22 protein-coding genes are annotated in these 18,468 nt (G+C 66.2%); 9 read left to right on the forward strand and 13 right to left on the reverse strand.

Going from position 1 to position 18,468, the window contains the following annotated elements; translation table 11 throughout:
- Nucleotides 1-398: 398 nt before the first annotated feature.
- Entirely contained in the window at nucleotides 399-1,649 is a 1,251-nt protein-coding gene (locus tag G3N64_RS18820) for an MFS transporter (protein WP_205785283.1), read from the forward strand.
- A gap of 173 nt (nucleotides 1,650-1,822) precedes the next feature.
- Nucleotides 1,823-2,434, forward strand: a complete 612-nt coding sequence (locus G3N64_RS18825) for a cysteine hydrolase family protein (protein ID WP_205785284.1) — start codon at nucleotides 1,823-1,825, stop codon at nucleotides 2,432-2,434.
- Nucleotides 2,435-2,453: 19 nt separating this feature from the next.
- Here G3N64_RS18825 and G3N64_RS18830 read toward each other — a convergent pair whose 3' ends face one another.
- From G3N64_RS18830 to G3N64_RS18845, 4 genes are all read right to left on the reverse strand, one after another.
- Nucleotides 2,454-3,206 carry an amidohydrolase family protein gene (locus G3N64_RS18830; RefSeq protein WP_241021087.1) on the reverse strand — a complete coding sequence of 251 codons (753 nt, stop codon included), beginning with the start codon at nucleotides 3,204-3,206 and terminating at the stop codon, nucleotides 2,454-2,456.
- A gap of 108 nt (nucleotides 3,207-3,314) precedes the next feature.
- Nucleotides 3,315-3,473 (reverse strand): hypothetical protein, encoded by a 159-nt coding sequence (locus tag G3N64_RS18835; protein ID WP_205785285.1) that lies wholly within the window; start codon nucleotides 3,471-3,473, stop codon nucleotides 3,315-3,317.
- A gap of 141 nt (nucleotides 3,474-3,614) precedes the next feature.
- Complete coding sequence (locus G3N64_RS18840; RefSeq protein ID WP_205785286.1) at nucleotides 3,615-4,430, reverse strand: helix-turn-helix transcriptional regulator; 816 nt, start codon at nucleotides 4,428-4,430, stop codon at nucleotides 3,615-3,617.
- A gap of 218 nt (nucleotides 4,431-4,648) precedes the next feature.
- Nucleotides 4,649-5,125 carry a nuclear transport factor 2 family protein gene (locus G3N64_RS18845; RefSeq protein ID WP_205785287.1) on the reverse strand — a complete coding sequence of 159 codons (477 nt, stop codon included), beginning with the start codon at nucleotides 5,123-5,125 and terminating at the stop codon, nucleotides 4,649-4,651.
- 328 nt (nucleotides 5,126-5,453) lie between these two features.
- Between G3N64_RS18845 and G3N64_RS18850 the strand changes: the two genes are divergently transcribed.
- Nucleotides 5,454-5,840: a helix-turn-helix domain-containing protein gene (locus G3N64_RS18850; protein ID WP_205785288.1), complete on the forward strand. Its 387-nt coding sequence runs from the start codon at nucleotides 5,454-5,456 to the stop codon at nucleotides 5,838-5,840.
- 495 nt (nucleotides 5,841-6,335) lie between these two features.
- On the opposite strand, the gene G3N64_RS18855 is transcribed toward G3N64_RS18850, so the two are convergent.
- Nucleotides 6,336-6,707 carry a YXWGXW repeat-containing protein gene (locus tag G3N64_RS18855; protein ID WP_205785289.1) on the reverse strand — a complete coding sequence of 124 codons (372 nt, stop codon included), beginning with the start codon at nucleotides 6,705-6,707 and terminating at the stop codon, nucleotides 6,336-6,338.
- Between the two features lie 608 nt (nucleotides 6,708-7,315).
- Here G3N64_RS18855 and G3N64_RS18860 point away from each other — a divergent pair.
- On the forward strand, nucleotides 7,316-8,428 hold the full coding sequence (locus G3N64_RS18860) for a porin (RefSeq protein WP_205785290.1): 1,113 nt from the start codon (nucleotides 7,316-7,318) through the stop codon (nucleotides 8,426-8,428).
- Nucleotides 8,429-8,603: 175 nt separating this feature from the next.
- Here G3N64_RS18860 and G3N64_RS18865 read toward each other — a convergent pair whose 3' ends face one another.
- Nucleotides 8,604-9,002 (reverse strand): GreA/GreB family elongation factor, encoded by a 399-nt coding sequence (locus tag G3N64_RS18865; protein WP_006486027.1) that lies wholly within the window; start codon nucleotides 9,000-9,002, stop codon nucleotides 8,604-8,606.
- Nucleotides 9,003-9,514: 512 nt separating this feature from the next.
- Between G3N64_RS18865 and G3N64_RS18870 the strand changes: the two genes are divergently transcribed.
- Complete coding sequence (locus tag G3N64_RS18870) at nucleotides 9,515-9,844, forward strand: DUF4148 domain-containing protein (protein WP_205785291.1); 330 nt, start codon at nucleotides 9,515-9,517, stop codon at nucleotides 9,842-9,844.
- 157 nt (nucleotides 9,845-10,001) lie between these two features.
- Here G3N64_RS18870 and G3N64_RS18875 read toward each other — a convergent pair whose 3' ends face one another.
- The gene (locus G3N64_RS18875; RefSeq protein WP_060085547.1) at nucleotides 10,002-10,463 is read right to left on the reverse strand and encodes a CBS domain-containing protein; all 462 of its coding nucleotides are present in this window, start codon (nucleotides 10,461-10,463) and stop codon (nucleotides 10,002-10,004) included.
- 177 nt (nucleotides 10,464-10,640) lie between these two features.
- Between G3N64_RS18875 and ribA the strand changes: the two genes are divergently transcribed.
- Both ribA and G3N64_RS18885 read left to right on the forward strand, forming a co-directional pair.
- Nucleotides 10,641-11,291, forward strand: coding sequence for a GTP cyclohydrolase II (gene ribA, locus G3N64_RS18880; RefSeq protein WP_069260282.1), 651 nt, complete (start codon nucleotides 10,641-10,643; stop codon nucleotides 11,289-11,291).
- 150 nt (nucleotides 11,292-11,441) lie between these two features.
- The gene (locus G3N64_RS18885) at nucleotides 11,442-12,008 is read left to right on the forward strand and encodes a GNAT family N-acetyltransferase (protein ID WP_205785292.1); all 567 of its coding nucleotides are present in this window, start codon (nucleotides 11,442-11,444) and stop codon (nucleotides 12,006-12,008) included.
- Between the two features lie 21 nt (nucleotides 12,009-12,029).
- On the opposite strand, the gene G3N64_RS18890 is transcribed toward G3N64_RS18885, so the two are convergent.
- The gene (locus tag G3N64_RS18890; protein ID WP_205785293.1) at nucleotides 12,030-12,344 is read right to left on the reverse strand and encodes a VOC family protein; all 315 of its coding nucleotides are present in this window, start codon (nucleotides 12,342-12,344) and stop codon (nucleotides 12,030-12,032) included.
- Between the two features lie 293 nt (nucleotides 12,345-12,637).
- On the opposite strand from G3N64_RS18890, the gene G3N64_RS18895 reads away from it, so the two are divergent.
- On the forward strand, nucleotides 12,638-12,928 hold the full coding sequence (locus G3N64_RS18895) for a hypothetical protein (RefSeq protein WP_205785294.1): 291 nt from the start codon (nucleotides 12,638-12,640) through the stop codon (nucleotides 12,926-12,928).
- 173 nt (nucleotides 12,929-13,101) lie between these two features.
- Here the strand turns inward: G3N64_RS18895 and G3N64_RS18900 are convergent, their stop codons facing one another.
- From G3N64_RS18900 to G3N64_RS18910, 3 genes are all read right to left on the reverse strand, one after another.
- The gene (locus G3N64_RS18900) at nucleotides 13,102-13,866 is read right to left on the reverse strand and encodes a hypothetical protein (protein ID WP_205785295.1); all 765 of its coding nucleotides are present in this window, start codon (nucleotides 13,864-13,866) and stop codon (nucleotides 13,102-13,104) included.
- Nucleotides 13,867-13,917: 51 nt separating this feature from the next.
- On the reverse strand, nucleotides 13,918-14,526 hold the full coding sequence (locus G3N64_RS18905; protein ID WP_205785296.1) for an acyl-homoserine-lactone synthase: 609 nt from the start codon (nucleotides 14,524-14,526) through the stop codon (nucleotides 13,918-13,920).
- Between the two features lie 213 nt (nucleotides 14,527-14,739).
- Nucleotides 14,740-15,183, reverse strand: a complete 444-nt coding sequence (locus G3N64_RS18910) for a DUF4902 domain-containing protein (RefSeq protein ID WP_205785297.1) — start codon at nucleotides 15,181-15,183, stop codon at nucleotides 14,740-14,742.
- Between the two features lie 73 nt (nucleotides 15,184-15,256).
- On the opposite strand from G3N64_RS18910, the gene G3N64_RS18915 reads away from it, so the two are divergent.
- Nucleotides 15,257-15,976: an autoinducer binding domain-containing protein gene (locus G3N64_RS18915; protein ID WP_205785298.1), complete on the forward strand. Its 720-nt coding sequence runs from the start codon at nucleotides 15,257-15,259 to the stop codon at nucleotides 15,974-15,976.
- Between the two features lie 50 nt (nucleotides 15,977-16,026).
- Here G3N64_RS18915 and G3N64_RS18920 read toward each other — a convergent pair whose 3' ends face one another.
- Both G3N64_RS18920 and G3N64_RS18925 read right to left on the reverse strand, forming a co-directional pair.
- Nucleotides 16,027-16,734 carry an MgtC/SapB family protein gene (locus G3N64_RS18920; RefSeq protein ID WP_205785299.1) on the reverse strand — a complete coding sequence of 236 codons (708 nt, stop codon included), beginning with the start codon at nucleotides 16,732-16,734 and terminating at the stop codon, nucleotides 16,027-16,029.
- A gap of 305 nt (nucleotides 16,735-17,039) precedes the next feature.
- Nucleotides 17,040-18,468: TolC family protein (locus tag G3N64_RS18925; protein ID WP_205785300.1), on the reverse strand; the 1,429-nt coding region annotated here is incomplete at its 5' end.

The raw sequence follows: 18,468 nt of genomic DNA on the forward strand, positions 1-18,468 counted from the left end.
GCGGACGCACGTGTGCGTGCCGCGCGATGAATGACGGCCATGATCGCAACAAAGCGCGCGCGGCGTGCCGTCCAAACGGATGAGTGCACGCGCTTTGTCGTGGCGTGGCGGGTGGACGCGCGACGCCGCGACGATGCAGGAAGCGCAAAGCGGAAAGGAGAAGAAGGGCGCAGCCCGGCGATCCGCACGTTACCGTGCGTTCGGCCCCTTGACCTTCAGCCGGCACACGGTCGCAAGTGCGAGCAGGTTCGGGTCGCGTTCGCGCCAGCGAACTATCGGCGAGGGCGGCGGGCAGGGTATCGGGTCTGCCGATGGTTAGCATCGCGGGTGGCGGCCTACCGCGGCCGCCGCCCGGTCGTTACGCTTGGGCGATCATCCACTCTGTCCGGAAGGTCGCCATGTCCCGGCTCGACTACAAGCTGCTCGGCCCCTGCCTGCTCGCCATCGCGATCGACGCGATGGGATTCGGGCTCGTCTATCCGATGATGTCCGCGATCTTCAGCGATCCGCACGCGGGCATCCTGCCGGCCGACGCCGGCGCGCACGCGCGCAATTTCTACCTCGGTCTCGGCTACGGGATCTACCCCTTGTGCATGTTCTTCGGCTCGTCGCTGATGGGCGACCTGTCCGATCGCTATGGCCGCCGCAGGATCCTGCTGCTGTGCGTGCTCGGCCTCGCGGCCGGCTACGCGATGATGGCGGCCGGCGCGTGGCATGCGAGCATCGCGCTGCTGCTGGCCGGCCGCGGGCTCACCGGGCTGATGGCCGGCTGCCAGGGCATCGCGCAGGCGGCGATCACCGACCTGAGCACGCCGGAAAACAAGGCGTACAACATGAGCATCATGTCGCTCGCGTTCAGCGCGGGCGTGATCGTCGGCCCCGTGCTCGGCGGCGTCACGTCCGACCGCACGATTTCTCCGCTGTTCGGCTACGGCACGCCTTTCGTGCTGGTCGCCGCGCTGTCGCTGACCTGCGCGTTCTGGACCTGGGCGTCGTATCGCGACTCGGCCGCGCCGCGCGGCGACACGCGCATCGATCCGCTGTTGCCGCTGCGGATCATCGGAGAGGCCGCGCGCCAGCGCAACGTCGCATTCCTGTCGGTGGTGTTCTTCCTGATGCAGGTCGGCTACGGGCTCTACCTGCAGACCATCATGCTGCTGCTGCAGGCGAAATTCGGCTACACGAGCGCGCGGCTCGGGCTGTTCAGCGGCGTAATCGGCCTCTGCTTCGTGTTCGGGCTGCTGTTCGTCGTGCGGCTGATGCTGCGCGTGTGGCGCGTGGTCGACATCGCGAAGACGGGCCTGCTCGTCGCAGGCGCCGGCCAGATCCTGTCCGCGCTGTTTCCGCACGAGCCGGTGCTGTGGGCGCTCGCGATGGTCGTCGGCTGCTTCGACATGGTCGCGTATACGACGATGTATACGGCGTTCTCCGACGCGGTCAGCGAGGATCGGCAAGGCTGGGCGCTCGGCGTCGCGGGCTCGGTGATGGCTGTCGCATGGGTCGTGACGGGCGCACTCACGAACCTGCTGCCGGTGTTCGGCGAGACGGGCCTGCTGCTGATCGGCGGCGCGGGCTTCCTGCTCAGCTTCGCGATGATGGCCGCGTACGGGCGCACGCAGCCGGGTGCGCGAACGGCCGCGCTGTCGTAGGCGGTTTGCAGGTTGGCCCGATCCTGTCGGACGTTGTCCCGCGCGCCGCTGTCGCGCGCGGCCGCGCGGCCCGACACTGGCGCGTCGCGGCCGGGGAGCACCCGGGCCGCGTCCGGTGGCGCCGGCTGGCCCGGCGCGCCGTTCCTTCGATAGGCCAACCGAGAGAGCGACCCATGCAACATCCGACCATCCGTACCCTGGCGGGCGCGACCGCGCCGACGTCGATCGCCGCCGCCCGCACCGCGCTGCTGGTGATCGATTTCCAGAATGAATACTTCAGCGGCCGCCTGCCGATTCCGGAGGGGCCGCGTGCGCTGGGCAATGCGCAGCGCGTGATCGCGTTCGCCGACCGCGCGGGCATTCCGGTGTTTCACGTCCAGCACGTCGATACGGCCGACAGCCCGATCTTCGCGGACGGCAGCGACGGGTTCCGCTTTCACGCGGACCTGCAGCCGGCGCCGCATCACACGGTCGTGAAGAAGACGTCGGTGAGCGTGTTCCCGACGACGGACATCGATGTACGCCTGAAGGCGGCCGGTATCGACACGCTGATCGTGACGGGCCTGATGACGCATGCATGCGTCGCCGGCGCGGCACGCGATGCGGTGCCGCTCGGCTACGCGGTGATCGTCGTCGACGACGCATGCGCGACGCGCGACCTCGACATCGCGGACGGCGGCACGGTATCGCACCGCGACCTCCATCGCGCGACGCTGGCCGCGCTGTCGGACACGTTCGGCGACGTGCTGACGACCGGGCAGGTGCTCGCGCTCGGCATCGCCTGACGGCCGCCGGGTTCGCGCGTCAGTCGGCCCAGCCCGGCGCGGCGTACACGACTTCGCCGCGGAAGCACGTCTCGATCACGCGGGTTTGCGCGAACGTCTCGACCGGGTGGTCGAACGGATTGCGGTCGAGGATCGCGAAGCTCGCGTCCTTGCCCGTTTTCGGGTAGCCGGCCGGGCTCAGTTGCGGAATGATCGGGCAGACGCGGTAGAACGCCGCTTCATGCACAACGCCATTCGGCGCGCCCGACGCATCGCGCTCGTAAACGCCGCCGGCCGGGTCGGGCGTGTCGGCACGGATGCCGGCGGCTTCGAGGCCCTTCGTGTTGAGGCAGCCGCTGTGCACGTCGAAGCCGACCACGAGCAGCGGCCGGTCGGGCACGATCCGGTCGAGCAGTTCGCGGGTCGGATACGCGCCGAACGCGGCCAGGTTGGCGCCGCCGAGATAGACCCACGGTTCGTTCGGCGTCGCATCGGCGCAGGCGCCGATGCGTTGCAGGATCGCGTCGGGATCGTCGATGCCGGACAGGTCGAAGTCGCCGAGGATCTGGTGGCCTCCGAGCGGGTGCACGTGGCCGTCGATGAGGCCCGGCAGCATCAGCCTGCCGGCCAGGTCGACGATGCGCGTCGCGGGGCCGGCCAGTTGGCGGAGATCGTCGTCGCGGCCGACTGCGACGATCTTGCCGTCGTGGGTGGCGAGCGCCTGCGCGAAGCGGCGCTGTGCATCGCCCGTGTAAAGCAGGCCGTTCAGATAGACGGTATCGGCGTGTTGCATGTGTCTCCTCCGGATGGGGGGATCGACGGGCGCACGTGTCCGGCGGGCGGGCCGTGTGGCTCGTCCGGTCGGGTGAACCCGGTCGGGTTGGAATGGGATCGGGAGCGGCTAGGTGCCGGTGCTGCGCGGCAGGCGCGGCGATGCGTCGTGGTGAAGGCCGGCCGCCGCCGGCGCGTCATGTCGGTCGCGCCGCCGGGTCTGGATCGGCAGGGCGATGGGCGACGCGCGCGCGGCCGTGCGGGCCGGTGGCCATCCGGTATTCGGCATGCCGTGTCTCCGTGATATCCGACGCATTCCTGTCGTCGGGTGAGTCAGATACTAGGAGCGGGGCGGCCGGCTGTCTGTCATCGTTTTGAGGACAACGCGTGACAAAGGCGGCAGGGGATTGCAGCGATGCGGAGGCGTCGTCTAGTGACCGCGCTCCTCCGGCGCTTCCTCTTCGGTCACGCACCACGCGAACAGCCCGGCCCGGTTCGCCACGCCGAGCTTCGCAAGCGCGCGCCCGAGATAGGTGCGCACGCTGCTCGGCTTGAGCGCGAGCGTGTCGGCGATCTGCGGGACGGGCTGGCCTTGCAGCGCCGCGCGGCACACGAGCCGTTCGCGCTGCGACAGCGCCGCGCCGCTGGCCGACAGGCGCTGTTCGAACCGCCGCAGCAGCGCGCCGTCGTCCGAGCGCGGCGTCAGGCGTGCGAGCCGCGCATGCTGGATCAGGAGCGGCAGCACGAAATCGCCGAGCTGGCGCAGCAGCGCCGGTTCGGCCAGCGTATAGGACGGCTGGCCGCGCCGGCGAAACAGCGAGAACGCATAGACGTAGTCGCGCTCGCTGCCGAGCAGCGTGCAGTCTTCGCCGAGTTCGCCGAGCGCGAAATGGCGGCCGTATTCGGTCGCCGTGTCGATGTCCTCGTTGCACGAGAACACGAGTTGCGAATCGGTGGCGCGCTCGATATGCGGAAGCAGCGTGTCGGTGCGCCAGTCGCCCTGTGTATACAGATCGAGCGCGTGGCGTGTGCCGTCGGGATCGTCGCCGCCAGCGAAGAACAGCACGTCGACGCTGTCGACCGACTGCGACGGCGCATCGCGACGGTAGCGCGTCGCCACGCTGTAATGGGACTGCGGATCGACGGTTTCGCGCAGCCAGGCCCCAAGCCGGGCGGGAAACTGCGGACTGCCGAGGCTGGCGACCAGGTCGCCGGCATTGCTGAGGGAAATATGGGCGGGGCTCATCGTGGACACCGTCTTCGCGCACGGCCGCCCGTGCTGGCCGTGCGTCACATGCGACGGCGCACTGGCGGTGCGGTCATGCGGGACGGAGGCCGGCGCGGCGGCGACGCTCGATTGTAGGGGACTTCGCTGGCGCGAGGCATTCGTGCTTGCCCGGCGGGCAGCCGATCGTCCGTCGACGGGGGGCGCGCATCGTTGCGCGCCGTGTACCGGCCCGCGCGTCAGAACATCGTGTTCGCGTTCGCGGACGTTTCGGGCACTGGCTGGATCACGTCCCAGTGTTCGACGATCCTGCCGCCTTTCACGCGGAAGATGTCGACGACGGCTTCGCCGCGGTCGCCCGGTCGCTCGGTCGCGTGCACGTGCAGGTAGACGAGGTCGCCATCGGTTGCGCTGCGCACGATGCGCGCGCGCGATGCCGGGTTCTTCTGGAAAGCGCCGACGAAGTACGACACGAACGGCTTCTTGCCGTCCGGTACGTGCGGGTTGTGCTGCTTGTAGTCGTCCGCGACGGCGGCGGCGGCCTCGACCGCTTCGTGCTTGTTGAAGAAGCGGTCGTAGAACGTCAGCACGAGCTGGCGGTTGGCTTCCTCGGCGGCCAGGTCGCGCGTGGCCGGGCCGGCGGCCAGCGCGGCCGTCGACGCGGCCAGCAGGACGAGCGCGGCAACGGCGCGAACGGGAGAGCGGAGCGATGACATGTAGCGGGTTCCTTGTTTGGCGAAGCGTGGGTTGCCGTGCGATGCACGACGGCGGGGGAGCCGGCCGTGACGCTCGGCGGGCGACGGGGTGTTGCTGCGGGTACGCGTCCCTTATCGGCTCGAGGGATTCATCGTGTAGCCCGTGTCGTCAAGATACGGGCAGGGCGAGGCTGCGCGGTGTCGTCATGCTTCGTTGAACTGGCGAATCCGCGCGGCTGCCGGACTGGTCGAATGGTACAGTTGCCGCGAACCCGTCACAAGAAGTCAGCGCGGTGTGAACAGGTCACACCGCGCTGACTGTGTGTTGCCCGTGAAAGAGAATCCAGCCATGCCGTTTCCGCCCGCCGATGAAACCGTCGAACTCGATCAGCCGTGCCCGATTCGCGATGTGCTCGACCGCATCGGCGACCAGTGGAGCCTGCTCGTACTCGAAGCGCTGTCCGGCGGGACGATGCGTTTCAACGAACTCGGCCGCGCGATCGGCGATGTGTCGAACCAGATGCTGTCGCGCACGCTCAAGCGGCTCGAGCAGGACGGCTTCGTCAGTCGCACGTTGTTCGCCGAAGTGCCGCCGCGCGTCGAGTATGCGCTGACCGACCTCGGGCGCTCGTTCCTCACGCCGATGCAGGCGATGATCCGGTGGGCCGACGAACATCATCGCGCGATCTGCGCCGCGCGACGTCGTGCACGGGAGCTGGAGGGCGGCGGGCGTTGAGCGGGGCGCACGCGCCGTCATGCCGATGGGCGTTGTGCGGCGGATCGAGTGCGATGTGACGAGACATGGCATCGCTGCATGTGTGTCGCCATTTCATGATTTCGTTATCCGAATGACCTTGCCGGGGTGGTGCGGGGGCGCGGTTGCCGCGATGTGTTCCATTCGTCCGGAATGCGGCAAGGCGTTGGCGGTGCTCCTTTTACACGGGCACGCGCCGGGGCGACCGAAACCGCGGAATTCCGCGGCATGGCGCACGACAGGTGCGGCAGGATCCGCTCGAGTCGGGAGGGGCTGCCGTAGACCGGCGAGCATGTCGATGGTCGAGGTTGCGTGACCGGACGCCTCGGCACCGGTTTGGGTGCCGGCATCGGGGCGGGGTGGAGCAGGATTCGCGGAGGGTCCTGCGAGGCATCATGATGTCGGAGCCGAACGGCGCGGGTTCGCTCGCGCCGCCCGGTTCCGTGCCTGCCATCGGGCGGGGCGCCGGGCGGTTGCCTATCGCCACGTACCGTCGACGTAGATCCACACCTGTCCCTGGCGTCGCCAGTAGCCGGGCACCCACCGGCGCCCGGGGCGCCGTGCGACCCAGCGGCCGGACACCCATATATAGCGACCACGCTGCCAGCGCCAGTAGCCATCCGTCCATATATAGCCGTGCGGCCGTGGCGGCGGCGGACGGCGGTCGTGCCGGGCCGCCGGCGGTGCGAAGCCCGGGCGATCCGCATAGGGCGGCCCGCCGGGCACGCGGTTCGGGCCGGACGGCCGGTACACGGGCGGCGCGGGCTGGGCCGAGGCGGCACGGAGCCAGCCGGTGCCGACGAAGGCGGCGGTCAGTCCGATGGCGCGCAACAACGAGCGTCGATTCATGGCGTGTCCTATTCTGTATTCAGGCTGCCTTACATTAGCCTGCCAGTCCGCCGGACGGGTTACGCGCGCGGTTAAGGCTGTTACCGTGTGTCACGGCAGGCGGGCGAACCGCCGGCAGGAGGCGGCCGGCTTTTCTGGTACTGCGGCTGACGGGGGGGCGTTGCCAGCTGGACGAACGTCGCGACCTGCTTACTGGCTGACGGGTGCGTTTCAGACGCCCGGAACCTGAAATTCGAGACTGAATTGGGTAAAATTTACCGTTTTCGAGGTGCTGAGCCGAATCCGTTTGTTGTTTCTATGCAACCGTCAAGACGATGACATGAAAGAATGGTGCGATGAAAGCCTTCAAAAAGCCCCCGTCAAGAAGCCAAAAACAAACGTAAAAACAAATACTTATAACGATTCCCCATTTCTATTATTTCTAGTTCTGGAAAAGCTTATTTCTTTATTTGCGGATCGCTCCCCTAGGGTACACCCCTAAACTCACGGTTCCCAAACGGGCAACTATCCGGGCGCGGCCAGCAGGATCGATGGCGCTCCCGGGCGGTTGCAGACCGTTTATGAACAAGGTCGCGAGACCTGCCTCTTTTTAGAAGGGAGCTCCACGAATGAACAAGACTCTGATCGTTGCAGCAGCTGCAGCATCGTTTGCTACCGTCGCTCACGCGCAAAGCAGCGTCACGCTGTACGGCGTGCTGGACGCAGGCATCACCTACCAAAGCAACGTCCAGAACGCAGCCGGCCAAGGCAAGTCGCTGTGGTCGATGGGTTCGGGTATTGACCAGAGCCGTTTCGGCCTGCGTGGCTCGGAAGACCTCGGTGGCGGTCTGAAGGCAATCTTCACGTTGGAAAGCGGCTTCGGCATCGGTAACGGCAAGTTCGCAAACGGCGGCAACAACACGATTTTCAACCGTCAAGCATTTGTCGGTCTGTCGAGCCAGTACGGCACGGTTACGCTGGGCAAGCAGTATGACTCCGTTCAAGACTACCTGGCTCCGCTGACCGCAACGGGCACGTGGGGTGGTACGTACTTCGCTCACCCGTTCAACAACGACAACCTGAGCACGAACGGCGGCTACTCGAACAACAACTCGATCAAGTTCACGAGCGCGAACTACGCTGGCCTGCAATTCGGCGGCACGTACTCGTTCTCGAACGATACGAACTTCGGCAACAACCGTGCATACAGCGGCGGCGTGTCGTACCAGTACCAAGGCCTGAAGCTGGGTGCAGCGTACTCGCAAGCGAACAACCCGAACGCAACGTCGTCGGGCGCAGTTGTGTCGAACAACGCACTGTTCAACGGCCAAGGCCGCCTGCGCACGTACGGTGCAGCAGCAGCATACGCATTCGGCCCGGCGCAAGTTGGTGCAGCGTGGACGCAATCGCGTGTTGACAACCAAGCTAACGGTGCTGGCACGTTCCGCGCTGATAACTACGAAGTCAACGCAAAGTACAACCTGACGCCGGCTCTCGGCCTGGGTGCTGCTTACACGTACACGAGCGCGAAGGTTGACGGCAGCAGCGCGCACTGGAACCAGTTCGGCCTGCAAGCTGACTACTCACTGTCGAAGCGCACGGACGTGTACGCACAAGCTGTGTACCAGCGCGCATCGAAGAATGCTGGCGGCGCGTCGATCTACAACGGCGACCCGACGACGGCTTCGAGCTCGTCGATCAACCAAACCGCAGCAACGGTTGGTCTGCGTCACCGCTTCTAAGCGTGACGGCGGGGTAACCCGCTTCGCAGCATCGAAAAAGGCGCCTTCGGGCGCCTTTTTTTTATCTGCCGAATGTGATGTCGGCGATATACATCGTCCGGATGCAAAAAAGCGAGGCCAGTGCCTCGCTTTTTTCGTTGTGCGCCGTTACGGCGCAGTGCCGCCGGCAGGGGGCTCAGCGCGTGTATTCGCCGTTGGCTTCCGGCTGGAACACGATCGCGGCGACCTTCATCAGCTTTTCGGCGCCGCTCGGCTGCATCACCTTGACCATCTGGCCGCGCTGGGTGCCCAGCAGTGCCATGCCGACGGGCGAGAAGACGTTCAGGCGGCCGAGCTCGAGATTGGCGGCATCCGGATAAACAATCGTCCAGGTGGCTTGTTCCTGGGTCGCTTCGTCGAGCAGCGTGATCTGCGAGTTCATCGTGACGACGTTCGCCTTGATGGCATCGGGCTGGACGATGTCGGCGCGCTCGAGCAGCGTGTCGAGCATCGTCTGGAAGCGCGGGTTGTGTTCGGCGTGCTTTTCGAGGCGAGCAACGTCGAGTTCGGTCAACTGATAAAGGCGTTGTTTCATGGTAGTGCTCCAAATGATCGGCAGGGGCAGGCGGGGCGTGCCTATGAGGATCGCCCGGAGCCTGTCTGACCTGGCTCCGGGAGGAGACCGAGCTGTCAGATCAGGCGCCGGGCAGGGGCGAGCGGCGCCTGGGCCGTGCGTCGAGCGAGGGGGTACGCCGGATGACCGGCGCGCGCACGCACGCCGGCCGGGCCGGACGGCGAAACCGAAAGGGGCGTGAGCGCGGACATGGTGGATGGAAGATCGACTGACGAATAAAACCTTACGATTCTACAACACAACCTTCGGGATATGTGATTTGGCTGTCGGCATTTCGTCAGCGATTGTTGTGGGAGTGAAGCAAGTTGAGACGATATCGCCCGGGAAGTGCCGGCGATTTTTTTCAAAATCGCAACACTGTATGTTCAAACTAAGGGTTTCCCCTTGGGGTGGCGGGAACTACACTGCATTCAATCGCTTCAGACAGTCCTGCCGAGGCGACGCCATAAGAGAACATATTCCGGAGGTAAATCATGAAGTCGATCATCTACGCAGCCGTCGCCGCATCTGTCCTTGCCGCCCCGGTTGCATCGTTTGCGCAGTCCGAGCAGGGGCAGACCCGCGACCAGGTCAAGGCCGAGCTCGTGCAACTCGAACAGAACGGCTACAAGCCGCTGGCGAGCGATTCGCAGTATCCGGACAACATCCAGGCCGCTGAACAACGCCTTCAACCGAACCAGCCGATGCTCGCGCAAGCCGATACGAGCGGCTACGGTGCCGTGGCGACGGGTGCCGGGCAAGCCGGCCGTCGCATGACGCGGGAAGCACCGAATCCCGTGAACTCGGTCTATTTCGGCAACTGAAGAACGCCCCCGGGTCTGCCCGAGCGCATCGCTTGATCGACGAGACGCGCGCCAGTCGCGCGCGTCATTCGCCCGCAGGAGCAGAACCTCCGTCGCCGCATTCCGGCGGCTTTCCGCCCAGACGCTCGCGCGTTTGGGCCTTTTTCGCTGGGGCGGGTCAGGCGGACGTGACCGCGGGCGTGCCGTGGATATAGTGTTCGAGCTGGCTGATCGTGAACTGCTGATCGGCAATCACGCTCTTGACGAGGTCGCCGATCGAGATGAGGCCGACCAGCTTGCCGCCGTCGAGGACGGGCAGGTGGCGCATCCGGTGCTCGGTCATCAGTGCCATGCACTCGTCGGTGGATTGCGACGGTTCGACGTAGCGTACCTTCGCCGTCATGATTTCCTCGACGCGGGTGGCTTTCGACGAGCGATCCTGCAGGACGATCTTGCGCGCGTAGTCGCGCTCGGTGACGATGCCCGCGATATCGTCGCCGTCCACGACCAGCAGCGCGCCGATGCCCTTTTCCGCCATCAGCTTGATGGCGTCGTAGACGAGATCGGTCTTCGTGACGGTGTAGATGGTGCGGCCCGAATCCGGTTTGGCCTTGAGAATCTGCGCGACAGTCGTGCTCATTCGCTTTCTCCGTGTGCAGGTCGATGCTGGGCAGGCGGGGCGTGATGCGTGTCACCCGACGAGCCCAGTATAGCCGCGCAGGCGGCAGCAGTCGCGTGACGATTCCAGATTAGCGGTAAACTCCCGTCACGCACTATCCACACAACTCCTACATTCCTGAACGTTTCGATTGAATTCATGATGTCTTCGCGTCCCCAATCGCCCACGCCGGGCAATGGCCAGGCCGACGAGTGCGTGACGCTCGTCGCCACCGCGTCGCTGCCCACGCGCTACGGTACGTTCACGTCGTACGCTTTCCGCGTTTCGGGCAGCGATGCCGAACATCTCGCGCTCGTGATGGGCGACGTCGCCGGCGAGCAGTCCGTGCTGACGCGGCTGCATTCCGAATGCCTGACCGGTGACGTGTTCGGCTCGTACCGCTGTGATTGCGGCGAGCAGCTCGATCTCGCGTTGCGCTACATTGCAGCCGAAGACCGCGGTGTGCTGCTGTATCTGCGCGGCCATGAAGGGCGCGGGATCGGCCTGAGCAACAAGATTCGCGCGTACGCGCTGCAGGAGCAGGGGCGCGATACCGTCGAGGCGAACCTCGACCTCGGCCTGCCCGACGACGCCCGCGAATACGACTCGGCCGCCGCGATCCTCCGGATCCTCGGCGTGACGTCGGTGCGGCTGATGAGCAACAACCCGGCGAAGTTCGACACGCTCGCGAAGCATGGCATTCCCGTCTGCGAACGCGTGGCGCTTGCGGTGCCCGTGCGCGAGGAAAACGAGCGTTATATCCGCACGAAGCAGACGAAGTTCGGGCATTACTTCGAAGAAAACGAGTAATCGCAGCGGGTGCACTGGCGCCCGTTTCTCGCCTCCTGTTCCCTGGATCGTTGCCGGCAGAGGCAACGATCCCGATTTCACCTTCGCCTGTTCCGCTTTCAGGTTGGTCACGGCGCTCGCGTTGCGCCGCCTGAACGATCCGTATCCCCCATGTCCACACCGTCGAAGATCGAAACCAAACGTCTGACGCTGCGCCGCTGGCGGCCGGCGGATGCGGGCGCGCTGTCGGCAATGCATGCGGATCCGGATGTGACCGCATGGCTCGCACGCGGCCCGATGTCCGTTGACGAGGCGAGCGACGTCATCGCGCGTTTCGACGCGCATGTCGATGCACATGGATTCGGCCCGTGGGCGGTCGAGCGCCGCACCGATGCGGTGTTGATCGGGGTGTGCGGCCTGTCGCACGAAATGCGTGCAACGCATCCGATGGCGCCGTGCGTCGAGATCATGTGGCGGCAGGCGCGCCACGCATGGGGGCATGGCTACGTTGCCGAAGCGGCCGCCGCTGCACTGGCCGACGGGTTCGACCGGATGGGGCTCGGCGAGATCCTCGCGTGGACGGCCGACACCAACCTGCGATCGCAGCACGTGATGCAGCGGCTCGGCATACAGCGTCAGCCCGCACGCGATTTCGACCATCCTGCATTGCCGGAAGGGCACGCGCTGCGTCGGCACGTCGTGTATGCCGCCCGCGCCGCTTGCCTGGCCGGCACGTAACGGCTCATGCGGATTTGCGCGTCAGCGCCAGGTGCCGTTCTGCAGCACGATCCGGTAGCCGTCGGCATCCTCGAAGGTCTGGCCGGATATTTCCCAGTACGGATTGAACGACGTCACGGGCATGAAGCCATGCGCAGTGGCGCGCGCGCAGGCGGCTTCCCATTCCGGCCGATCGGGCAGGTAGAACACGATCAGGTCTTCGGGTGTTGGCGACGGCGCGATTGGATGATCGGGGCAGTGCGTGAACTCGAAGTGATAGTCGAGGCCGTCGCGATACATGCGCTCGGTTCGGGCGAGGTTGCTGACCGGGCGGGCAATGCGCAGATGGGCGGGCAAGATGGCCTCGGGGGCGAGTGGTGGGCCGGTCAATGATAAGCCGGCCGATCCCGATTGCGCGAGGCGAACGAATCGCGTCCCGGCGCAAGCGCGACGTATTGAACGATATGGGCTTATTCCGGCCAAACGAATCGAACCGTTGAACCTCGTCTCCCGAAAAAATATGGCGCTTCCGATCAAATGCGCACACCCCGTTGCAGCAGGTGCTTGTCCGGACAACTTTCGACGTTCTGCTTTCACCTCAGCCTGTCGATCGATAGGCGGATGCGCCTATCCCGGACGAGAGGCCGCGAATGAGTAAGCCTGATCTCCGTCGGCCGGTCGCCGGCCCCTATCGCCAGTCGCGATGGGCGGCCGTGCTGGAGGTTGCCTTTGGATGGGTGGCCAAGGGGACGATGGTATTGGTCGGACTCGGCATGGTCGCGCTGGCAGCCCTGACGGGTGACGTGAGTGCGCTGGCGGACCTGCCAACGACCAAAAAGGGCTGGTTGACCCTGCTGCTGGTCATGATCGGGGTGGTGGCGCTGATATTTGCGGTGTACCACTACTGGCCGTGGCCGCCTGATGCGCGCCCGGCAGGCTAGGTGGGGCGCAAGGGGATGTGTCCCCACAATTCACGCAGGCAAGAAAAAGCCCGCTACATTGAGCGGGCTGAATCCATGTTTGGAGACATGGAGGAGACAGATGTAAATTTAAGGGAAAACCCGAGGCATGGCAAGCCCTAGTTGTATCGATACAACTTCCTGCTGCACCGCATTCACATGCCGCCAGCCCGCGCGTGCGCCGCAAACGCGCTGAACCGCTCCTGCGCGACAGGCAACGCGAACTTGTCGCGCATCTCCGTCTCGATCCATGCACAGGCCTCGCGCGCGCAGTCGGTCAGCGCGTGCCGTGTCGTGTGCCCGTCGATGTCGTAGACGAAGCGCACGCCGACCTCGTCGTCGGCAACCTGTCGCTCGAGCTGGTTGAGCTGCAGTTGCGGCCCGTGCTGTTGCGACAGCGCGCGCAATTCGTCGAAGTGATATTCGAGCCAGTCGGCAAAGAACAGCGCGTCGCTGTGGCAAGGCAGCCGGAAGGCCGCGCTGCGCGACGGGCGCGGCCCGGCGTCCCGGGCCGATGGGTGTGGTTCGCCGTCGGTGGCGATGGACGTGCCGACGGGTGCGAGCGGGTGCTGAATCCGGCGGTAGGGCTCGCGATCGCGCAGCGCATGCCACAGCAATTCGTCGCCGGCGGCGCCGGACGGCTGCATCGTCAGGTCATGCCGGCCTTCGCCGGCCGGGGCGATGTCGCGGATCACGAGGCGCAGCGAGCAGAGCGGCTCGTCCGCGACCAGCAGCGTCGCCGCACGCGGCAGCCCGCAGACGAGCGGCGCGGCGCCGGCGGCGCGGAACACGAGCCCGCGGCGGTCGAGCCGCACGAGCGGCAGCGGCCGGGGAAACGACGGGTAGGCGACCGCGATGCGGGCGCCGTTCGCGCCCGTCAACCCGGGCATCATCGCGCGAAAGACCTGAGACTGGTCCACGTTGATTCTCCTTCGTTACGATGCCGCCCGGACAGAAACGCGCGTTCCGGCTCAGGCGGCGATGGCTTGCCGGGCGGCCTGCCCCGGCTCGATTCCTAGTGCGGCAAACGTTTGCGGATCGATGTCGATCCAACACGCGACCACCAGACGTCCGTCCACCTGCTTCGGCGGGCCTGCGCGGTGCGCGTGTATGCCGATCCGGCGGAACAGCCGCTCCATGCTCGCGAACGTCACGCCGATCAACTGCCGCGCGCCAAGCTGCGCCGCGCATTCGACGACGGCCGCGAGCATCGGGCGTACGGCCCATTCGGCATTGCCCGGCCCGCCTTCGTCGTCGGTTGCCGCAAACCGGGACAGTTCCCAGACGGCGGTCGATTGCGGCAGCGGCATGTCTTCGGCGATCAGGTCGGCGAACAGCGACTTCAGCAGATACGGGCGTGTGGTCGGCAGCAGGCGCGCACATCCGCACATGTCGCCGCCGGCGTTTCGCGCGAACACGTAGACGGTATCGTCGCGATCGAACTGGTCGCGCTCGAAGCTTTCGTTCGCCGACGGGAGCGCCCAACCGAGTTGTTCGACGAACACACGGCGCCGATAGCGCCCGAGATCCGCTGCAAGTTCGTGTGGTAACCGTCCTTCTTCGTGAACGAAGGTCCGCATGGTGTCCTCGGATCTGTGCTTTTGTATGCATGCATTACATCGCGCAGCACGAGGAGGCTGTAACTGGTAACTCTTACAGGGTGGCGGTGAAACGGTGCCGATCAGGACGTGGTAACGGTTTCTTGATCAACGGGATTGAAAACCGTGGCGCTTTTGCTTATAAAGAGCGCCAGCATCGCGGAAATCGTCAGAGGAATGAATGCGCGCCAGTTGTCACTGGAGCGTCGGACCGGCATGATAGGTGTCGTGGTGCCCGAGCAGGGCCGACGCGACCGCAGCGGGCCAATCGATGCATGCGAGCCGCGCGGCAAGCGCGGCGGCAGTGCGAAACATGCCGATGTCGGCGCCGGTGGCATCGACGGCCATCACGTTGCTGCGGACGTCGCCGCCCGCGATCACGAACGTGCCCGTCGCGCGTTCGAGATACCAGTCCCAGCCGATCGTCACGTAAGCGACGCCGGCTCTGGCCGGGCGATGCCATTCGGTATAGCCGGCGAGGCGTGCGTCGATTGCGCTGTCGCGCAATTCCGCAAGCAGTGATGCGTCGAGGCCGCTTGCGACATGGTCGAGCGCAAGCACGGCCAGTGCGCCTTCTGGCAGGCGTACGTAGCCGTCCGGGGACGGGCCGGAGACCGGGTGCAGCAAAGGTGAAGTCATGCGCGGAATGTATCAGCGTCGAATGGGTGCTGGAACCTGACAAGTATGACAGCGTGACGTTGTCGGAGAATGAATGGAACTGCGCTGGCAGGATGCCTATCAACAATTCAGCGCCGCGGAAGACGAGCAGCAGCTCTTCCAGCGGGTCGCCGCCTATTCCAGACGGCTGGGATTCGAATACTGCTGCTACGGCATTCGCGTGCCGTTGCCCGTATCGAAGCCGGCGGTCGCGATCTTCAATACCTATCCGGACGGCTGGATGGCGCACTATCAGGCGCAGAACTACATCGAGATCGATTCGACGGTTCGCGACGGCGCGCTCAGCACCAACATGATCGTGTGGCCGGACGTCGACCGGATCGAACCGTGCCCGCTGTGGCAGGACGCGCGTGATTTCGGGCTGTCGGTGGGCGTCGCGCAGTCGAGCTGGGCGGCCCGCGGCGCGTTCGGCCTGCTGAGCATCGCACGCCATGCCGACCGGCTGACGCCGGCCGAAATCAACATGCTGACGTTGCAGACGAACTGGCTCGCGAACCTGTCGCACTCGCTGATGAGCCGCTTCATGGTGCCGAAGCTGTCGCCGGCGGCGGGCGTCACGCTGACCGCGCGCGAGCGCGAGGTGCTGTGCTGGACGGCCGAGGGCAAGACCGCGTGCGAAATCGGCCAGATCCTCAGCATCTCGGAACGGACGGTCAACTTCCACGTCAACAACATCCTCGAGAAACTGGGCGCGACGAACAAGGTCCAGGCCGTCGTCAAGGCCATCTCGGCCGGGCTGATCGAGACTCCCTGACCCGGAGTGAGGGCGGGTGGCAGCGCGAGATGCGGCTGCCGTCGGGCCACTCACTCCATCATCGGCTCCGCTTCCTTCGCGGTCCAGCTCACGCTGGAAATGCTCTTCTCCATGCTCATCCGGCTTGCGATCTGCTCGAGCTTCTGCTGATCCTTCGGATGCAGCTTCAGTGTCGCGGTCACCTTCAGCCGGTCCGGCTGGTCGGGCACGTCCTCGCTCGTGAGGCTCTGGAACGACAGCGGCTTCGCATACATCGAGTTCGACAGCAGCGTGCGGATGTGCACCTCGTCGGCGGTCAGGCAGATCACGGTGATCTGGTATTCGCGCACGAGATCGGCGTTCGATACAGGCGTCGCGTTGATTGCCTGGCTGACGCCGCGCAGCACCGTATTGGTCAGCAGTACGACGCCCGTGCCGGCGAGCGCGGGCACGTAATGGCCGGAGCCGGACAGCACGCCGACGGCGGCGGAGCACCACAGCGTCGCGGCGGTGTTGATGCCCTGGATCGAACCCTTGTCGCGCATGATCACGCCGCCGCCGAGAAAGCCGACGCCCGACACGACGTATGCGGCGATCTGCGTGACGCCCGCGACGCCGTTGCCGGTCAGCACGCCGAGCGTGACGAACAGGCACGCGCCGCTCGCGACGAGCGTGATCGTGCGCAGGCCGGCCGTGCGCTGGCGCATCTGGCGCTCGAGGCCGATGGCGACGCCGCAGGCGAACGCGGTGAAAAGACGGAGTGTGAAATCGAAAGTCATGGTTGTCCTGCCGTGCAAGGCGCGCGTGTCGCCTCGCGTCGCGGCGGCGCAAGGCCGGAGGCGACGCGAAGATGGCCGTCATCGCGCGGAACTGTACCGCGCGAATGCGTCATTCAGTGTGAAACGGTAGGCGTGCGGCTCGCGGAACACGAGCCGGGCAGGAGAGCTGCGTCGGACAGGCGTTCAGGCGGCAAGCGGCGCACGCAACGGAGTGCTGCAACTGTCCACGATGGTTCCTGAAGGGAGAATGGGCGGCATTCTAGTGGGCGGCGAGCGCATGCGTCAACCGCCTCGCGGCGGATACGCTACTGCGCCGAGCCGATCGTCCCCGTCGCAAGCGCGAGCGCGGCAGCCGCGGACAGCGCACCCGCATAGCTGTCGACCTCGGCGTTGCGGGCGGCGAGCAACTGGCTTTGCGCGATCGTCGCATCGGTGACCGAACCGACGCCATTCCGGTACGCGGTCAGCGCCGCGTCGTAGCTCGTCTGCGCGGCATCGACGAGCGCCTTTGCGGCGTCGTGCGATGCAAGGCTCGTCTGCACTGCGTTCTGCGCGGCGACGACCTGGCGGACGGCTTCCTCCTTGGTGCGCGTGAGACGCGCGGACGCGCTTTCCGCATCGTTGCGCGCCTGCATCAGCACGGCCGAGCGCAGGCCGCCGTCGTACAGCGGGATCGTCACGCCGAGAAACACGCCGCCGCCGTAGCGGCTGCCGTTCAGGTTGACGGTCGGTGCCTGGTCGCCGATCGCGGGCAGCGCGGAGATGGACGTGCCGCCGCTCGCGTACGACGTCGACGCGGACAGGAAGATCTTCGGCATGAATGCGGCTTCCGCGGCCTTGATCTTCGCGCGATTGGCCTTTTCAAGTGCAAACGCACCCTGCAGGTCGGGGCGGCGCGCGATTGCGTCCGACACGATCGCATCGACCGACGAGCCGAGCGCGGGCGGCAGCGGGCGCTTCGGCAGCGCGGCGATGGTCGGCTTCGACAGCGGCGAGATGCCGAGCGCGGAGACGAGGGCGAGGTAGCTGTCGCTCTCCGTGCCGTTCGCCTGCACGAGCGCGAGGTTTGCCTGCGCGCGGTTTTGCGTCGCCTGCGCGAGCTCGACGACCGTGCCCACGCCGTGCTTGAGCCGCGCGCGGGAGGCCGCGAGGATCGCGTCCGCGTTCGCGAGGCCCTGCTGTGCGCTGAGTGCGCGCGAGCGCGCGGCCTCGTAGCGGTAGTACGCGACGGTCACGTCGTGGATCACCTGCTGGTGCACGGCCGTGAACGCGACGTTCGATGCGATCGACGCCTGCTCGGCCGCTTCGACGCGCGCCGCGCGGCCGCCGAAATCGAACAGCAGCCATTGCAGCGACAGCGCCGAGATGGTGCCGTGCACGGTGGAGTTGCTCGACGAGTCGCCGAGGATCGACGATGTCGAGCCGTGGTTCGCCTGGTACCCACCCATGGCCGTCGCGGACAGCCTCGGCAGGTAGGCGACCTTGGCCAGGCCGACCGCGAGCGCGGCGTTGCGTGCGTCGTTCCACGCGATGCGGGTCAGCGGATTCGACGATTCGGCGAGATCGATCAGCTCGGGCAGCGTGTACGGGTGCGCGGCATCGAGTGCGGCCGGCGGCGAGACCGACGCGAGCGCGGGCGACGCGGGCAGCGTGTAGTCATGCGAACCTTGCGCGGACGCGCGCGGCGGGCCCGGCACGATGTCGCCCGCGGTCGACGTTTGCGGCTGCCACGGG

This window comes from Burkholderia sp. Ac-20344 (assembly GCF_017104975.1).
Classification (GTDB): domain Bacteria; phylum Pseudomonadota; class Gammaproteobacteria; order Burkholderiales; family Burkholderiaceae; genus Burkholderia.